This window comes from Ochrobactrum sp. CGA5 (assembly GCF_006345815.1).
Classification (GTDB): Bacteria; Pseudomonadota; Alphaproteobacteria; order Rhizobiales; family Rhizobiaceae; genus Brucella.
This window is the reverse complement of sequence record NZ_VCIG01000042.1, coordinates 469,046-484,989: the sequence shown is the minus strand read 5'-3', so window position 1 is coordinate 484,989 and position 15,944 is coordinate 469,046. Positions and strand designations below refer to the sequence as shown.

Genomic DNA, 15,944 nt, shown 5'->3' with positions numbered 1-15,944 from the left:
ATCCTCTATCGCCGCACCAAGCATTATCTGCACCTGAGCGAAGCCGAACACGCCGCATTCATTGCATGGTTTGACAACGCTAAAATTGCCGCATGAGGAACCAATGGCCCTTACGCTTTCGCTCAATACCAATCCGCTGGTCAATCGCTTTGCAGAACCGGATGATCTGATTGAAACCGTTGCGCGCGATCTGCGCCTGCGCGACCTTCAGCTTACCCATGAATTCATCAATCCAAGCTGGCAGGCTTCGACCATCCGCCGCCTCACCCGCGACATGGACAAAGCCCTTCAGCGTACCGGCGTTCGCGTAACTTCTGGCATGACCGGCCCTTATGGCCGTCTCAACCATTTTGGCCACCCGGACGCGGAAGTTCGTCGCTATTATGTCGACTGGTTCAAGACTTTTGCCGATATTATTGGCGATCTTGGTGGCAAGTCGGTCGGCACACAGTTTGCGATCTTCACTTACAAGGATTTTGACAGTCCTGAACGCCGCGAAGAACTGATCAAAATTGCTATCGACTGCTGGGCCGAGGTTGCCGACCATGCGGCTGGCGCTGGTCTTGATTATGTCTTCTGGGAACCGATGAGCATTGGCCGCGAATTTGGCGAGACGATTGCTGAATCCATCAAGCTTCAGGACCGACTGACCGCCGCCAGTATGGCAATCCCAATGTGGATGATGGCCGATATTGATCATGGCGATGTGACCTCGTCGAACCCGGATGATTTCGATCCCTATGCATGGGCGCGTGCGGTGCCGAAAGTCTCACCGATCATTCACATCAAGCAGAGCCTGATGGATAAGGGTGGTCACCGTCCGTTCACCGCTGCTTTCAATGCCAAGGGCCGCATTCAGCCTGAGCTGCTGCTCAAAGCATTTGCCGAAGGTGGTGCGGTGGACAATGAAATCTGCCTTGAGCTTTCCTTCAAGGAACGCGAGCCCAATGATCGCGAAGTCATTTCGCAAATCGCAGAAAGTGTCGCCTTCTGGGCTCCGCACATTGACACCGGCGCTAAGGACTTGAAGATATAGACAATTTAAGGAACCGGATCGCTTTCAATGGCAGATGCTGAAGATTCACTGGCGCTGCGCGCCGCATGGCTTCATTTCGTGGCAGGCATGACCCAGTCAGCCGTCGCGAAGCGCCTTGGCCTGCCTTCCGTGAAAGCGCATCGCCTTATAGCCAAAGCCGTCGCCGATGGTGCGGTGAAGGTCAGCATAGACGGTGACATCACCGAATGTATCGACCTCGAAAACCGGCTCGCCGATATGTACGGCCTCGACTATTGCGAGGTTGTGCCTGACATCGGCGAAGAAGGACTGCCGCTCATGGCGCTTGGCCACGCGGGGGCGGATTTTCTCCGACGCGAAATCGAACATGGTGACCATGAAGTCATCGGAATCGGCCATGGCCGCACGCTTTCGGCCGCAGTCAGCTACATGCCGCGTGTTGTCGCCAACGATCTGCGCTTCGTGTCGTTGCTCGGTGGCCTGACTCGCAATTTCGCCGCCAACCCGCATGATGTGATGCACCGTATCGCCGAGAAGACCGGCATGCCCGCTTATGTGATGCCAGTGCCCTTTTTCGCCAACACGGCAGAAGATCGCGAAGTGCTGCTCGCACAGCGTGGCGTCACCACCGTTTTCGACATGGGCTGCCAGGCTGAACTGAAGATCGTCGGTATCGGCACGGTCGATGCACAAGCGCAGCTCGTCACATCCGGCATGATAGAACTGGCCGAGGTCGAAGAGATCGCCAACCTCGGCGGCGTTGGCGAAATGCTTGGCCATTTCTTTGATGCCGATGGCAAGCGCCTTGAAACCGCGCTGACGGCCCGCACCATCGCTGCATCGGTGGAAAACGCGGATATGAGCCGAATCGTGGGCCTTGCGGGCGGGCTTGCCAAAGCGGAAGCTATTTCCGCCGTGCTGAAAAGCGGGCGTCTTTACGGCCTCATCACCGATGAGCGAACGGCAAAGGCCCTTGTCGGAGAGCCAAACGGAAAATAACAAAATAACATTTTTATCATGGATTTTTTTGTGATTTTGTGATCTAACACCGCGCAGAAAATGTTCCGCCAATGAGATCGGATGAGAGCGTGAAGCGCGACGACAGAAGACAGGCGATCATAAACCTTCTGGTCGAAAATCAGGCCGTCGATCTCGACGATCTGGCGGATCGGTTTGCTGTTTCCAGGATGACAATCCATCGTGACCTGGACTCGCTGGAACAGTCCGGCGTGCTGCGCAAGGTGCGCGGCGGCGCGACGATTGACGCCGGCACGCAGTTTGAAAGCGATTTCCGCTTCCGCGAGCGGCAGGACGGCGAAGCGAAGCAGAAGATGGCCCGCGCAGCGCTTGAACTGGTCGAGCCGGGCATGACCGTGATGATCAACGACGGATCCATGGCGGCTGTCCTTGGCGGCATGCTTCGGGAAAAGCGCCCGCTGACGGTTATTACCAACAATGCTGTTATCATTGATGAGCTGAAAGGCGAGAACGGGATCAATCTGATTGCGCTTGGCGGAACCTATTCCGCCAAGTTCAACGCCTTTTTCGGCATCCTGACGGAAGGTGCCCTGTCGCACCTGAGTGCCGACATCGCTTTCATCTCATCGCCCGCAGTCAATGGCAAGCTCGTCTATCACATGGATGAGAATGTTGTCCGCACGAAGCGTGCGATGACGGCTTCTGCCGCCCGCACCTGCCTTCTGGTTAATCACCAGCGGTTTGGACGCCCGGCCCTGCATGTGATGGCCGATCTTTCCGATTTCGACGCGATCATAACCGATTCATCCCCCGACGCGACCGTGCTGGAAGAGCTTGAGCAGGCCGGGGTCAGACTGACAATAGCAGCAGACTAGGAACAGTTACGCATGACCAGATTCTGGATTGGCACAAGCTGGAAGATGAACAAGACGCTGGCCGAAGCCCGCGTTTTCGCCGAAGCACTGAAAGCTGCCGACGCAAGCCGCTCGCCCGAGATTCAGCGTTTCGTGATTCCGCCTTTCACCGCCGTGCGCGAAGTGAAGGAAATCCTGTCCACCACCTCCGTAAAGGTTGGCGCACAGAACATGCATTGGGCCGATCAGGGTGCATGGACCGGCGAGATTTCGCCGCTGATGCTCAAGGACTGCAATCTCGATATCGTCGAGCTCGGTCATTCCGAGCGTCGTGAACATTTCGGTGAGACCAACGAGACTGTTGGCCTGAAAGTCGAAGCCGCTGTGCGCCACGGCCTTATCCCGCTCATTTGCATCGGCGAAACACTGGAAGACCGTGAAAGCGGACGCGCGGCCGAAGTGCTTGAGGAAGAAGTACGCGGTGCGCTTTCCAAGCTCTCCGACACGCAGAAGCAGGCTGAAATCCTGTTCGCCTATGAACCGGTCTGGGCCATCGGCGAAAATGGTATCCCGGCGTCGGCTGACTATGCCGATGCACGCCAGGCGGAAATCATCGCAGTTGCGGAAAGCGTACTCGGCCGGCGCGTGCCTTGCCTCTATGGCGGCTCGGTCAATCCCGGCAATTGCGAAGAGCTGATCGCCTGCCCGCACATTGACGGGCTTTTCATCGGCCGTTCGGCATGGAACGTCGAGGGCTATCTCGACATTTTGGCCAAGTGCGCCGCCAAGATTCAAGCTAACTAAGGAGCAATATCATGAAAGTTGCAGTAGCAGGCGACAGCGCTGGCGAAGGTCTGGCCAAGGTTCTGGCCGATCACCTGAAGGATCGCTTCGAGGTTTCCGAAATCTCGCGTACAGACGCTGGCGCGGATGCATTCTACGCCAATCTCTCCGACCGCGTGGCTTCCGCCGTTCTCGATGGCACTTATGACCGTGCCATTCTGGTTTGCGGCACCGGCATCGGTGTTTGCATTGCAGCCAACAAGGTCCCGGGCATCCGCGCCGCGTTGACGCACGACACCTATTCGGCAGAGCGTGCAGCGCTCTCCAACAATGCCCAGATCATCACCATGGGCGCCCGCGTCATCGGCGCGGAAGTGGCCAAGACCATAGCCGACGCTTTCCTCGCGCAGACCTTTGACGAAAACGGCCGCTCGGCTGGCAATGTCAACGCGATCAACGAAGTTGACGCGAAATACAACAAGGCTTGATTGGCCAGTCATTAAAAGCAGAAAAGCGGCCAGTTGGCCGCTTTTCTTTTGTCACTTTAGAAAACTTAGCTGAACTTCGGATCCAGCGAACCATCGCGATAGCGCTTTGCCATGTCGGAAAGCGGGATCGGACGGATCGAGGCAGCATGACCGGCGGTGCCGAACTGCTCGAAACGCTCCTTGCAGAGCTTGGTCATCGCAGCCATTGCAGGCTTCAGGTATTTGCGCGGATCGAACTCGCTCGGATCTTCCTGCAGGACGCGGCGAATCTGGCCGGTCAGCGCCATACGGTTGTCCGTATCGATGTTGATCTTGCGCACGCCATGCTTGATGCCGCGCTGAATTTCCTCAACCGGAACACCCCAGGTCGGCTTCATCTTGCCGCCATACTTGTTGATGATTTCCTGCAGCTCTTCGGGCACGGAAGATGAGCCGTGCATGACAAGATGCGTGTTCGGCAGCTTGCGATGAATTTCCTCAATCACATGCATGGCGAGCACGGAACCGTCCGGCTTGCGGCTGAATTTATAGGCGCCATGCGACGTGCCCATTGCGATTGCCAGCGCATCGACCTTGGTTTCGCGTACAAACTTCACCGCCTCATCTGGATCGGTGAGAAGCTGGTCGTGCGACAGCACGCCTTCCGCGCCGTGACCGTCTTCTGCATCGCCCATGCCGGTTTCGAGCGAACCCAGAACACCGAGTTCACCTTCCACCGAAATGCCGCCCAGATGGGACATCTCGCTGACCTGACGTGTGACAGAGACGTTATAGTCCCAGTCGGCAGGGGTCTTGCCATCAGCCTTGAGCGAACCGTCCATCATGACGGAGGTAAAGCCTGCCTGGATGGCGGTCATGCAAGTGGCGGCTTCGTTGCCGTGGTCGAGATGCACGCAGACCGGAATATGCGGATAGATTTCCGTCACCGCGTCCATCATGTGACGAAGCATGATGTCATTCGCATAGGCACGCGCGCCGCGCGAAGCCTGCAGGATGACTGGCGCATCGACGGCATCCGCCGCTTCCATGATGGCCAGCGCCTGTTCCATGTTGTTGATGTTGAATGCCGGGACGCCGTAACCCTTTTCAGCGGCGTGATCGAGCAATTGCCGCAGCGTAATGCGCGCCATTTCTAGCCTCCTAGTCAATGTTAGATCAGGTTATTTCGCGAAGTATTCGCCGAGGATATCCACCTCTTCGGCCACGCCGAACACCAGCGCACTGCGCTCGTGATAGGTTTGCGGGACGATATCGAGAATGGGTCTCGAACCGTCGGTCGCCTTGCCACCCGCCTCACGGGCGAGGAAAGCAATTGGATTGGCTTCGTAGACGAGCCGCAGACGGCCCTTCTCGTAGCCGGGGCGGCTGTCATTCACATAGAAGAACAGACCGCCGCGCTGCATGATGCGGTGCATGTCGCCAACCGCAGCACCGAGCCAGCGCATATTGAAGTTACGTCCGCGCGGACCATCCTTTCCAAGGAATGCGTCGTTGACATAGGCTTGCATGCCCGTGGACAGATGCCGCTGGACGGATGCGTTGAACGCCAGATCGGAGGTGCGTTCCGGCAGCGTTACATTGCGGCGCGTGATTTGGAAAATCCCGCTTGCCGGATCGAAGGTCGCGAAAATCACGCCCTCACCCACTGAAAAGCCGAGATCAACCGAATTGCCATAGGAAACATAACCGGCGGCAAGCTGGCGATTGCCGGGCTGCAAGAACGGCTCCACTGTGTCTGCCGGGAAAATCGAAAATATCGTGCCAAGTGGCGCGCCGAGGCCCACATTGCCCGAACCGTCGAGCGGGTCGATGGCAACGGCAATTAACCCATCCGCCTTACCCGCCACGGGGAGGTCGGCTTCTTCCGATAGAATGGACGCCGCACCCGCAGCAACCAGCAGATCGACGAACAGATTGTGCGAACCGACATCGATGCACTTCTGCTGGTCCTGATCGCTGTTGACGCCCACGAGCTTGCCCGGATCGCCCGGAAGAGAACCTCGTGCAATACGACCGGCAAGCCGTATCGCCCCGGCCAGAATAGCCTTGATCGCATCGGCAGTCGCAAGGCGCAATGCGTCCTTGCCTGCCCAGTTGTCGAGATAGGCACCGACAGCTTCGGCTTCCACGCGGTCGCTATCGCCTACCAGAACGAGGGGAGAAAAATTGCCAGCCATTGTCATTTGCCCTGCTCCAGCAAGAATTTTGCACGGGCGATAATCGCCTCTGCGGTGATGCCGAATTTTTCATAAAGCACTTCGGCGGGAGCCGAAGCGCCGAAGCCATCCATGCCGATCACGTCGTCTTCGCTGTCGACATAACGCGTCCAGCCGAATTTACCTGCAGCCTCGACGGCGATGCGCGGCGCGTCACCCAGAACGCCCTCGCGATAATCCTTGCTCTGCTTTTCAAACAGATCCCAGCTTGGCATGGAGACAACCGCCGTCGCTATGCCTTCTTCGGCAAGCTTTTCTGCTGCCTTCACCGCAAGCGAGACTTCCGTGCCCGTGGCAAGCAATGTGATCTGGCGCTCGCCCTTCGCCTCACGCAGCACATAGGCACCGCGTGCCGAAAGGTTCTCGCCATTGTCGGTACGAAGCTGTGGCACGTTCTGGCGTGACAGGGCCAGAACCGAAGGCGTATGCGGATCGGAAACCGCCACAGCCCAGCATTCCAGCGTTTCAATCGTGTCTGCCGGACGGAAAACATGAAGGTTCGGCATGGCGCGCAGGCTGGCCAGATGTTCAACCGGCTGGTGGGTCGGGCCATCTTCGCCGAGACCAATGGAGTCATGCGTCAACACGTGGATGACACGCACACCCATGAGTGCCGAAAGGCGAATGGCGTTGCGGGCGTAATCGGAAAACACCATGAAGGTGCCGCCGTAAGGGATGAAACCGCCATGGACCGCGATGCCGTTCATCGCCGCGCCCATCGCAAATTCACGCACGCCGTAGCTGACATAGCGACCGCTCTTTTCCGGCGTGAAATCGCTGTCGACGGCAGGAACACGGGTGAGGTTCGAATGGGTAAGATCAGCCGAACCGCCGATCATTTCCGGTAGCGCCGCCGTCAGGCTTTCAAGCGCGATCTGGCTTGCCTTGCGGGTCGCAACATTCTGCGGCTTGTCGAGGAGGCGCTGCTTTGCGTCGTGGACCACCGCCGCAAAGCCCTCCGGCAAAATGCCGGCAATACGACGGTCGAACTCGGTACGTTCCGCTTCCGGCAACGCATCGACGCGCTTCTGCCATGCTTCGCGGTCTGATGCGCCGCGTGCACCGGCTTCACGCCAGGCATCCAGCAGGGGACCAGGAATCTCAAAGGCTTCAGCCGTCCAGCCGAGCGCTGCCTTGGTGGCGGCATTTTCCGTAGCACCTAGCGGCGCGCCATGCACACCGCTCGTACCGGCGCGGTTCGGAGAACCATAACCAATGACCGTCTTGAGTGCGATCAGCGTCGGACGGTCGACCTGAGCCTTGGCACGCGTCAACGCGGCATCGATGGCATCATGATCGTGACCGTCGACCTTTTCGACGTTCCAGCCGCACGCCTTGAACTTGGCCGGAATATCGTCGGTGAAGGCGATTTCCGTGCTGCCATCAATCGTGATGCCGTTATCATCGTAAAGCACGATCAGCTTGCCAAGGCGAAGATGACCAGCCAGCGAGATCGCTTCCTGTCCCACGCCTTCCATGAGACAGCCGTCGCCGCAAAAAACATAGGTGCGGTGATCGACAATATCCTTGCCGAACTGGTCGGCGAGCGCGCGTTCGGCGATTGCCATGCCGACCGAGCTGGCAAGACCCTGACCAAGCGGGCCGGTGGTCAGCTCAACGCCTTCAGTGTGACCATATTCTGGATGACCGGCGGTCTTTGAACCCCATTGGCGGAAGTTCTTCAGCTCGTCGATAGACACATCCTTATAGCCCGCCAGATAGAGCGCGCTGTAAAGCAGCATCGAACCGTGACCATTGGAGAGCACGAAACGATCGCGATCCGCCCAGTTCGGTGCCGCGGCATCAAATTTCAGATGCTTGGAGAACAGAACGGCTGCCGCGTCTGCCATGCCGAGCGGCATTCCCGGATGGCCGGAATTGGCGGCGTCCACAGCATCAATCGAGAGAGCGCGAATGCAGTTGGCGAGTTGCAGCATATCTGATACGGGCGGGGCGAAATTCATCGGCGGCAACCTCCTTGCCAAAAGCAAAGCCTTGAGCATGTCCGGCAGACGAAACCCGGTTCGGCGCCGATATGCGTACAACAACAAAGCCAGGGCGCATTGTGTAACGGGGCGTAACCCCGACTGGGTGCAAAGCGCTCGTGCTGCCCGAGATTTTGCAGTCCTTTCAGGGCCAGCCTCTCAGACACCAATTCCGGTAACACCGTTTCAAAAGCATAACAATACGGCCATAACATTATAACGATTTAAATGTGATCTTGAGTGTGATTTTTCTTTCCACACCCCTGCTTTAGGCTATTCGGGCGGACCAAATCGCGGTTCTGGCGACGCGACTCACTTCCCGAAACACGAAAAAGCAGTCCGCAGGCGACCCGCAGACTGCTCCTTATAATAGTATCGAGATGAGGCGATTACGCCCCGGCCATACGCTGGCGCCTCTCACGCAACAGCATCGGGCCGTATTCCAGGACATAGAGCCCGAAAGCCCCCATCCAAAGTAGGGCAGATGCTGCGAGGATGGTGTGGAAGAAATTCGGCATGACTTCCGCCAGTGGACGGATCAGCGCTGCCGCGACAAGGCACAGATAAGCGACTTGCGTGACGGGCGAAGCCGTCAGTTCGCGCCCGGTATGGCCGCGGGTGGCCCGCGTCATGACCGCCAGCATCATGCAGCCGATCGCACCCACGGTCACGACATGCAAGGCGGAATATGGATTAAGGCGATCAATGGCCGAAAGACCGATGACAAAAAAGCCGAGCGGGATAAATGCATAGGCGACGTGAAGTACAAGCAGCAGCTTTTCCCGCGCTACAGACCATCCGCGCCAGCGGTAAAGCCGCACGATGTGAAACAGGGCTGCAATCCACGCCAGTACCGCAGTTATGGTTTGATCGGGAGCTGCGATCCAGCCGATGCAGGCAGCCATCCCGACAAGGATACTAAACCCGTCATAGCGATTGAACGGGACCGGAAAGCGCGTCGTCCCCATCTTGTTGAGCCAGTTGCGGGTGAAGCTTGGCACAATGCGCCCGCCAATCACCATAACCAGAAGGACATAAGCGCTGACCCCGATGCGGTTGGCCAATGCCACGTCGCCGTCGGTCAGGATCAGATAATGGAAGACAAGATTGGCGCCCATCACCGTTGCCACGCCGACCAGCACCTTAAGGTTTTTCCATTGGCGCCCAGCAATGATTTCCCGCGCACAGATGGAAAGCAGCAAAGGCAGAAACAGGCTTTCGACAGCGACTGCAAAGCGCACATCGATGAGATCTGGCTCCAGAAAGACGAGGCGTCCGGCAAGCCATACGCCACAAAGAAGGGCAAGCGGTGTGCCCGACACCGGCAGGCCTCCCGTCCAGTTCGGAATGGCTGTCAGCAGAAAACCCGCCAGGACGGCTGACGAGAAACCGAATACCATTTCATGAGCATGCCAGTTCAATCCACCATAGGAACCGCCCAACGGCATTCCGAGCGTCAATGACAATATCCAGAAAAGCATGGCCAAAATGGCCCATATGGCTCCGCCCAGAAAGAAAGGGCGGAAGCCATAGCTGAGGAGGACGGGACCGGTCATTTTCAGTCCGCGCGGCATACCTTTTTGATCGGATGGCATCGCAGCAGGTACTGCTTGCAGGCTTGGCTGTCTGGTCATGATGTCCTCGTCATGAAGCCGGTTCAAGTTCGGCTCATCGAGAGTTTTCGGTCACTCTTGCTTAATTTGCGCTGGCGACGACTTTTTCCAGCCGTTGCTGAACGACCTTTGGCTTCTTGGCCGAAACGATCTGGTCAAGATTGGCTGGATTGTCGCCCACCGCGATCAACGCGATCATTCCCATGGCATAGTGTGGTGTGCACTTTACCAGATATGCACCGGGTTGGTTAACCGTCAGCACATAGTTCTCGTTGATCTTGCTTTTGAATTTTTCGGCACCTTCAGGGATCATGTCCTTGATGGATTCAACATTATGCCCCTTGTCGACCGGCACGAAGGTGATTGTGTCGCCGGGATTCGCCTTGATATAGGCAGGCTCGAAAACCATGGCGCCCTCAGCGCCCTTGTTGAGCATGTGAACTTCAATATTTTCAGCAAGGGCTGGTGCCGCCAGCACAGCCAGAATGCCTGCTGCAGCAAGTTCGATCGCGAGGTTACGCATTTTCATCCTGATCTCCATCGATTGGCGCACCTGCCTTCTCGGCTTTAACGCGCCATGTAACGGGATTTAGACCTGACGCCTGTCGGCCTCTTTGATCTGGATCAAACACATGAAGTTATTCCTGATAATGGCGCTCAGAATAAAACCGATTGATTATCTGCATCGGAACATCGCACCATTCGATGTGCCCGCCAGCCCTTTTGCCGCAGCCTCCAGTCCTCTGGTGCGGCATGACAATCCTGCATGCATCTTGTATGCATTCTACGAACGATATTCGCCTACACTCGGCCCCGCCCCAAGAACAGCGCCCAAGAATTGGCAAGGAATGAAAGAATGAGCGACACCATTTCGATTTCAACTGAAGAACTCGCCAAGCTTGTGCGAGAAATCCTTCGCAAGGCTGGTTTCAGCGCCGATCATGCCGCAGCCATTGCGAAGACAATTGTGGCGGGCGAGCGCGACGGCTGTAAATCGCATGGTGTCTACCGTATTGAAGGCTGCCTTCGCACGCTGAAGAGCGGCAAGGTTGTCGCCGATGCCGACCCGGTCGTCACGACCGACGACAGCGCGGTCGTGCGTGTGGACGCCAAGGGCGGCTTTGCCAATCTTGCATTTGAACGCGGCACACCTGCCCTCGTGGAGAAGGCGCGCAAGCTAGGCATTGCGGCGCTGGCGATTAACGACTGCACCCATTTCGCGGCCTTGTGGCCTGAAGTCGAAGCACTCGCCGAACAAGGCCTTGCGGCAATTGCCATGTGCCCCAGCTATGCCACTGTGGCACCAGCAGGCGGAACGAAGCCGCTTCTCGGCACCAACCCCTTCGCCTTCGGCTGGCCTCGCTCCGGCGAGTATCCTTATGTGTTCGACTTTGCCACGAGTGTTGCCGCGCGTGGCGAACTGGAGCTTTACCGTCGCGCCGGAAAGCGACTGCCAGAAGGCTGGGCCGTCGATGCGGACGGCAACCCGACCACCGATCCCGAAGCCGCCCTTGCCGGCGCGATGTTGCCGTTCGGCGGGCACAAGGGATCGGCTATTTCCACGATGATCGAACTTTTGGCCGGTGTGATGATCGGTGATTTCACCAGCCCCGAGGCCCTAGACTTCCTTGGCACGACGACGCTTGCGCCGCGCCATGGCGAACTCATCATTGCCTTCGACCCTGCCCGCATGGCAGGTGGCCGCGGCAACCCGCAGGAGCGTGGCGAGATCCTGATCGATGCGATTGCCGGACAGGGTGCGCGCCTCCCATCGCAACGCCGCTTTGCCGCGCGCCGCGATTCATTGGCAAAGGGCATCACGCTCAGCGCCGACGAGATCGCACTGTTGGAAAAGCTGAAGGAAAAGGGTCTCGACGCAGTGTCGTGAACCCAAACAAAAAGGCGCCGGAGTTCGGCGCCTTTTTCTTTTATCTGCATTTGTTTCAGGCGGCGTATTTCGCCGCCGCACCGCCCTGCTTGTTCCAGTCGGCATACCAGCTCTGGAAGAGCTTCAACTGGGTTTCGCAATAGCCACGCTGGCTGTCGGACAACTTGTCAGTCTCATTGAAATGCAGCTCATATTCCGGGTTGCCAGTCAGAACCATCATATGCTTGTAGAAGAGCACAAGGTCCGGGCCTTCATCGAAAGATGACAGCACGTCCAATGCGGCTTCCAGTTCCAGCGCCAGCTTGCGCGCTTCAACATCGCCTTTGGCCGCAGCCTTCGACAACGCTACCAGGTGCTGGACTTCTTTCGGCAGCACATTGCCGATACCGGTGATCGCACCGGTTGCACCGCAATTGACGAAGCCATGGAAAACGCCGGTATCGACACCAACCATCAGGGTCACTTCATCATCGGCGCTGGTGATGTTTTCGGCTGCGTAACGCATAGCTTCCGCACCGCCGAATTCCTTGAAGCCGATCAGGTTCGGATGTTCCGCACGCAGGGCGAAGAACAAGTCTGCGCGGGTTGCAAAACCATAGTAAGGGCTGTTGTAGATAACGGCTGGCAGATCGGGAGCCGCCGCAAGGATCGCCTTGAAATGGGCCTTCTGCGCCGACATCGACGAACCGCGCGAAAGAACGCGTGGAATGACCATCAGGCCCTTGGCACCGACTTTCTGCGCATGGGCAGCGTGGGCAGCGGCGATCTTCGTATTGACCGCACCGGTACCGACGACGACGGGCACGCCAGCTTTGGCAAGCGCTTCGACGCCGGCCATGCGTTCTTCGTCCGTGAGAAGCGGCCAGTCCCCCATGGAACCACAATAGACAACCGCAGACATGCCCTTCGCGATCAGTTCCTTGCCTTTGCGGACCAACGCATCGAAATCAGGCGTGCGGTCAGGCTTGCAGGGGGTCATGAGGGCCGGAATGCAACCGGAGAAAATGTTAGAGGTCATAGCGTTTTTCCTTGAGCGCTTTTCACACAACCTGAATCTACAATCGGTCTGTCGAGCGTTGTATTGAATCAAATATACACTTTGTATTTTTCTTGTCGACCAAAATTTTATTTCTGGTTATGATTGCTTGACGGTTGGGATTTAAACTGGTGTTAAAAAGGCTGTTGCACTGCCTCATAAACACCCACAGAGGACAAACAGGATCATGGACAAAGACGACGCAAACCAGGCAGCCGACCGGAAGAAGGGTTCAGGCGTCAAGCTGGTTTACGACGTGCTGCGCGACGAGATCATCGATCTTTCGCTTGCGCCGGGTAGCCCCATCGATGAAAACCAGCTTGCCGAGCGCTTTTCCATGTCGCGCACGCCTATACGTGAAGCATTGGTGCGGCTGGCAAGCGATGGCTTCGTGACCACACTTCCCAATCGCTCGACCGTTGTTTCCAACATCGATTTTCTCAGCCTTCCCGCGTTTTTCGACGCAGTGACGCTGATGTACCGTGTAACGACGCGGCTTGCCGCCCGCAACCGGACCGACAAGGACCTTGAAAACATCCGTGCACATCAGGAAGCTTTTGCCCGCGCAGTCCGCTCACAAAACGCGCTGGAAATGATCGCAACGAACCGTGATTTTCATGCGGCCATTGCGGAAGCGGGACGCAATCCCTTCTACACCACTTTCTTTTCGAGGCTTCTTGATGAAGGTCGCAGGCTGTTGCGCCTTTATTACCAGTCGTTTGCCGATCGCCTACCCGAGCGCTACGTCACCGAGCACGAAGACATGATCCGCGCCATCGAAGAACGGGACGTGGATACCGCCGACCTGCTTGGCAAGGTGCATGGAGACCAGATCGTCTATCAAATCCGCAAGCTGATCGCGGAAGACCGTCGCGATCAGCTTGATTTATAGGGCGTTTACAGCAGAGAGGCCGCAATCATACGGCTTCAGGCAAGCGTCGGGGGGCCGTTACGCGGTCGAACCATGCAAGCGTCGCCTTGCTGTCGGGAGCCAGAAGAACGCCGCAATCACCGGCGAAATCGTTCCAGCCTTCGACATAGGTCTCCCGGACCACGGTCAGCACCGGAATCCGGCGCGAATACGCCGTTTCGATGATAGAGCGGAAACCATGTCCTTCCGTTTCACCCTTGCCGAAACGGTTGAGGATCAGAATGTCGGCTCCGTTATCGAGTTCCGTCAGAAGCGGGCCTGCCACATCGGCGAGCGCCGCCGGGTCGAGACGACACCCCTTCGACCCCGAACCGAGCGGCTGCGAAATAATCTGCGTCATGCCGGTGCCGATATGCTCGATCTCGATTTCACGGCAGCATTCATCCGCGCTGCCTTCGCGGTGCTGGATAAAACCCACCGCGCGAAGTCCCGTTTGCCTCGCCCGATGCGCTACACCTGCCAGAAGCTGGTCCACCGGCACGTCCTTTGCGGCCAGAATAGCTGCAAGTGTCGGTTCATGGCTCATGCCTCGGTTCCCTCATTCGACAACAGATCAATCCCCGTAATATCGGCATCTGCTGCGAGGATTGCGATATATTGCGACACGGCCTTGGACCAGGTCGAGGCTTCCAGCCAGCCGGCAATCCTGTCGGCGACATAGTCGAACGGCAGTTCTTCACCCTCGATGCGACGATCGAGCCGCACGATATGAAAGCCGAACCGGCTCTCAATCGGGTTCGGCGTTATTTCACCGGGTGTAAGGCGCTCCAGCGCCCGCTCAAATTCGGGCACTGTGCTGCCGCGTGTGAGTTGGCCAAGATTTCCGCCATGCGCACCTGACGGGCAGGACGAATATTCAAGCGCAACCGAGGCGAAAGTGGCCGGCGCGGCAATCACCGAGGAGGCCAGATGGGCCGCAGTCGCACGGGCCTTTTCGCGCGCTTGGCTGTCGGCCGGATCGGCGGCGATCAGGATATGGCTCGCCTCCAGAATGGGCGCGCTTGTGAAGCGGTGGCGGTTGTTTTCGTAAAAGCGCAGCGCTTCCTCGCGCGTTGCGGAAGGCACTTCGACCTCCCGTTCGATCACCATGCGCACCAGCGCATCCTCGTCAGTCTCGCTGCGCCCTTCGGCGTCTTTCTCGCGATCGGGAACAATACCGGTTTCCCTTGCGCGCTGCAGAAGAAGCTCACGCACGGCGAGCGCCCGCGCGGCGGCAAACAGCGCCGCACCGGGGTTTTCCGACGGATGGTTTTGCGCCTCCGTCAGAATGTCGGTTTCGTTGATCGCCACGCCGTTGACGGACACCGCGTCGAAGACCGGACGCGGCTTCGGCGGCACCCGCGTATCCGGTTCCTGATAGGTGGTGTAGCCGGTCGGGTGATTGTGCTGCCCTGCGGCGGGCTGTTTCCGATCGAAAAGCGTGACCATAAGCCTTACTCCGCAGGTATGCGCATTTGCGAGGGCTGGACCGTTTGGTTACGTTTGCGCACAACCTGATAGCCCGGACGCCAGATGTAGCGCACCGGCGCGCTCAGCATATGCACAAGGCGCGTAAACGGAAACAGCAGGAAGATGGTAAGCCCCAGGAAGATATGCATCTTGAAGATGATCGACGCATTGGCGATATAGCTCGATGCCGCCGGGTTGAAGGTGAAAATGCCTTGCGCCCAGTTCATGAATGTTACCATTTCGCCGCCGTCGAGATGCTGAAGCGAGATCGGGATGGTGCTGAGCCCCAGCAGAAGCTGCAACCATAATAGAATGATAATCAGCGTATCAGTCGGCCTTGAGGATGCACGAACACGCGGATCGAACACACGGCGATGCACAAGCATGCTGGCGCCGACGATTGCCATTACCCCCGCGATGCCACCCGCCACGACGGCGAGTATCTGTTTTGCCTCATGGCTGACGCCCAGCATGTCGAAGACCCAGATCGGTGTCAGCAGGCCGACAAAATGACCGGCGAAGATGAACAGCACGCCGAGATGGAACAGCACCGAACCCCACATAAGCTGCTTGCGTCGCAAAAGCTGGCTTGAGCCCGAACGCCACGTATAGGGCTCGCGGTCGTAGCGGAAGATCGAACCAAGGACGAGCACGCTCAATGCGATGTAGGGATAGATGCCGAAAAGAAACGTATGGAGGTACGCCATT

The 15,944-nt window shown here is 57.7% G+C and carries 16 protein-coding genes; 7 read left to right on the top strand and 9 right to left on the bottom strand.

Annotated features, from left to right (window positions below):
- Positions 1-103 precede the first annotated feature (103 nt).
- The 5 genes from FJQ48_RS20545 (at position 104) to FJQ48_RS20525 (ending at position 4,118) form a co-directional block, all read left to right on the top strand.
- Complete coding sequence (locus tag FJQ48_RS20545) at positions 104-1,036, top strand: TIM barrel protein (protein WP_139976757.1); 933 nt, start codon at positions 104-106, stop codon at positions 1,034-1,036.
- A 27-nt stretch (positions 1,037-1,063) separates the two neighbouring features.
- Positions 1,064-2,014 carry a sugar-binding transcriptional regulator gene (locus FJQ48_RS20540; protein ID WP_139976756.1) on the top strand — a complete coding sequence of 317 codons (951 nt, stop codon included), beginning with the start codon at positions 1,064-1,066 and terminating at the stop codon, positions 2,012-2,014.
- 89 nt (positions 2,015-2,103) lie between these two features.
- Positions 2,104-2,868 (top strand): DeoR/GlpR family DNA-binding transcription regulator, encoded by a 765-nt coding sequence (locus tag FJQ48_RS20535; protein ID WP_139976755.1) that lies wholly within the window; start codon positions 2,104-2,106, stop codon positions 2,866-2,868.
- Positions 2,869-2,880: 12 nt separating this feature from the next.
- Positions 2,881-3,651 carry a triose-phosphate isomerase gene (locus tag FJQ48_RS20530; RefSeq protein ID WP_139976754.1) on the top strand — a complete coding sequence of 257 codons (771 nt, stop codon included), beginning with the start codon at positions 2,881-2,883 and terminating at the stop codon, positions 3,649-3,651.
- A gap of 11 nt (positions 3,652-3,662) precedes the next feature.
- Positions 3,663-4,118, top strand: a complete 456-nt coding sequence (locus tag FJQ48_RS20525; protein ID WP_139976753.1) for an RpiB/LacA/LacB family sugar-phosphate isomerase — start codon at positions 3,663-3,665, stop codon at positions 4,116-4,118.
- Between the two features lie 65 nt (positions 4,119-4,183).
- Here the strand turns inward: FJQ48_RS20525 and fba are convergent, their stop codons facing one another.
- From fba to FJQ48_RS20500, 5 genes are all read right to left on the bottom strand, one after another.
- Entirely contained in the window at positions 4,184-5,248 is a 1,065-nt protein-coding gene (gene fba, locus FJQ48_RS20520) for a class II fructose-bisphosphate aldolase (protein ID WP_121981089.1), read from the bottom strand.
- A 30-nt stretch (positions 5,249-5,278) separates the two neighbouring features.
- Positions 5,279-6,301, bottom strand: a complete 1,023-nt coding sequence (locus tag FJQ48_RS20515; RefSeq protein ID WP_139976752.1) for a class 1 fructose-bisphosphatase — start codon at positions 6,299-6,301, stop codon at positions 5,279-5,281.
- On the bottom strand, positions 6,298-8,298 hold the full coding sequence (gene tkt / locus FJQ48_RS20510) for a transketolase (RefSeq protein ID WP_139976751.1): 2,001 nt from the start codon (positions 8,296-8,298) through the stop codon (positions 6,298-6,300). Before tkt ends, FJQ48_RS20515 begins: the two co-directional genes overlap by 4 nt.
- A gap of 410 nt (positions 8,299-8,708) precedes the next feature.
- A complete protein-coding gene (locus FJQ48_RS20505) occupies positions 8,709-9,953 on the bottom strand; it encodes an NnrS family protein (RefSeq protein ID WP_139976750.1) in 1,245 nt (414 codons plus the stop codon).
- Between the two features lie 61 nt (positions 9,954-10,014).
- Positions 10,015-10,455: a pseudoazurin gene (locus FJQ48_RS20500; protein WP_139976788.1), complete on the bottom strand. Its 441-nt coding sequence runs from the start codon at positions 10,453-10,455 to the stop codon at positions 10,015-10,017.
- A 333-nt stretch (positions 10,456-10,788) separates the two neighbouring features.
- On the opposite strand from FJQ48_RS20500, the gene FJQ48_RS20495 reads away from it, so the two are divergent.
- Positions 10,789-11,820 carry an Ldh family oxidoreductase gene (locus tag FJQ48_RS20495; RefSeq protein WP_139976749.1) on the top strand — a complete coding sequence of 344 codons (1,032 nt, stop codon included), beginning with the start codon at positions 10,789-10,791 and terminating at the stop codon, positions 11,818-11,820.
- A 55-nt stretch (positions 11,821-11,875) separates the two neighbouring features.
- Here FJQ48_RS20495 and FJQ48_RS20490 read toward each other — a convergent pair whose 3' ends face one another.
- Entirely contained in the window at positions 11,876-12,838 is a 963-nt protein-coding gene (locus tag FJQ48_RS20490) for a dihydrodipicolinate synthase family protein (protein ID WP_139976748.1), read from the bottom strand.
- Between the two features lie 205 nt (positions 12,839-13,043).
- Between FJQ48_RS20490 and FJQ48_RS20485 the strand changes: the two genes are divergently transcribed.
- Entirely contained in the window at positions 13,044-13,748 is a 705-nt protein-coding gene (locus FJQ48_RS20485) for a GntR family transcriptional regulator (protein WP_139976747.1), read from the top strand.
- Positions 13,749-13,773: 25 nt separating this feature from the next.
- Here the strand turns inward: FJQ48_RS20485 and FJQ48_RS20480 are convergent, their stop codons facing one another.
- The 3 genes from FJQ48_RS20480 to narI are packed head-to-tail and all read right to left on the bottom strand — an operon-like array spanning position 13,774 to position 15,943.
- Positions 13,774-14,313, bottom strand: a complete 540-nt coding sequence (locus FJQ48_RS20480; RefSeq protein ID WP_139976746.1) for a DUF2478 domain-containing protein — start codon at positions 14,311-14,313, stop codon at positions 13,774-13,776.
- Positions 14,310-15,215 carry a peptidylprolyl isomerase gene (locus tag FJQ48_RS20475; RefSeq protein ID WP_139976745.1) on the bottom strand — a complete coding sequence of 302 codons (906 nt, stop codon included), beginning with the start codon at positions 15,213-15,215 and terminating at the stop codon, positions 14,310-14,312. The genes FJQ48_RS20480 and FJQ48_RS20475 overlap by 4 nt, the downstream gene beginning before the upstream one ends.
- 5 nt (positions 15,216-15,220) lie before the next feature.
- Positions 15,221-15,943, bottom strand: coding sequence for a respiratory nitrate reductase subunit gamma (gene narI / locus FJQ48_RS20470; protein ID WP_139976744.1), 723 nt, complete (start codon positions 15,941-15,943; stop codon positions 15,221-15,223).
- Position 15,944: the final 1 nt, after the last annotated feature.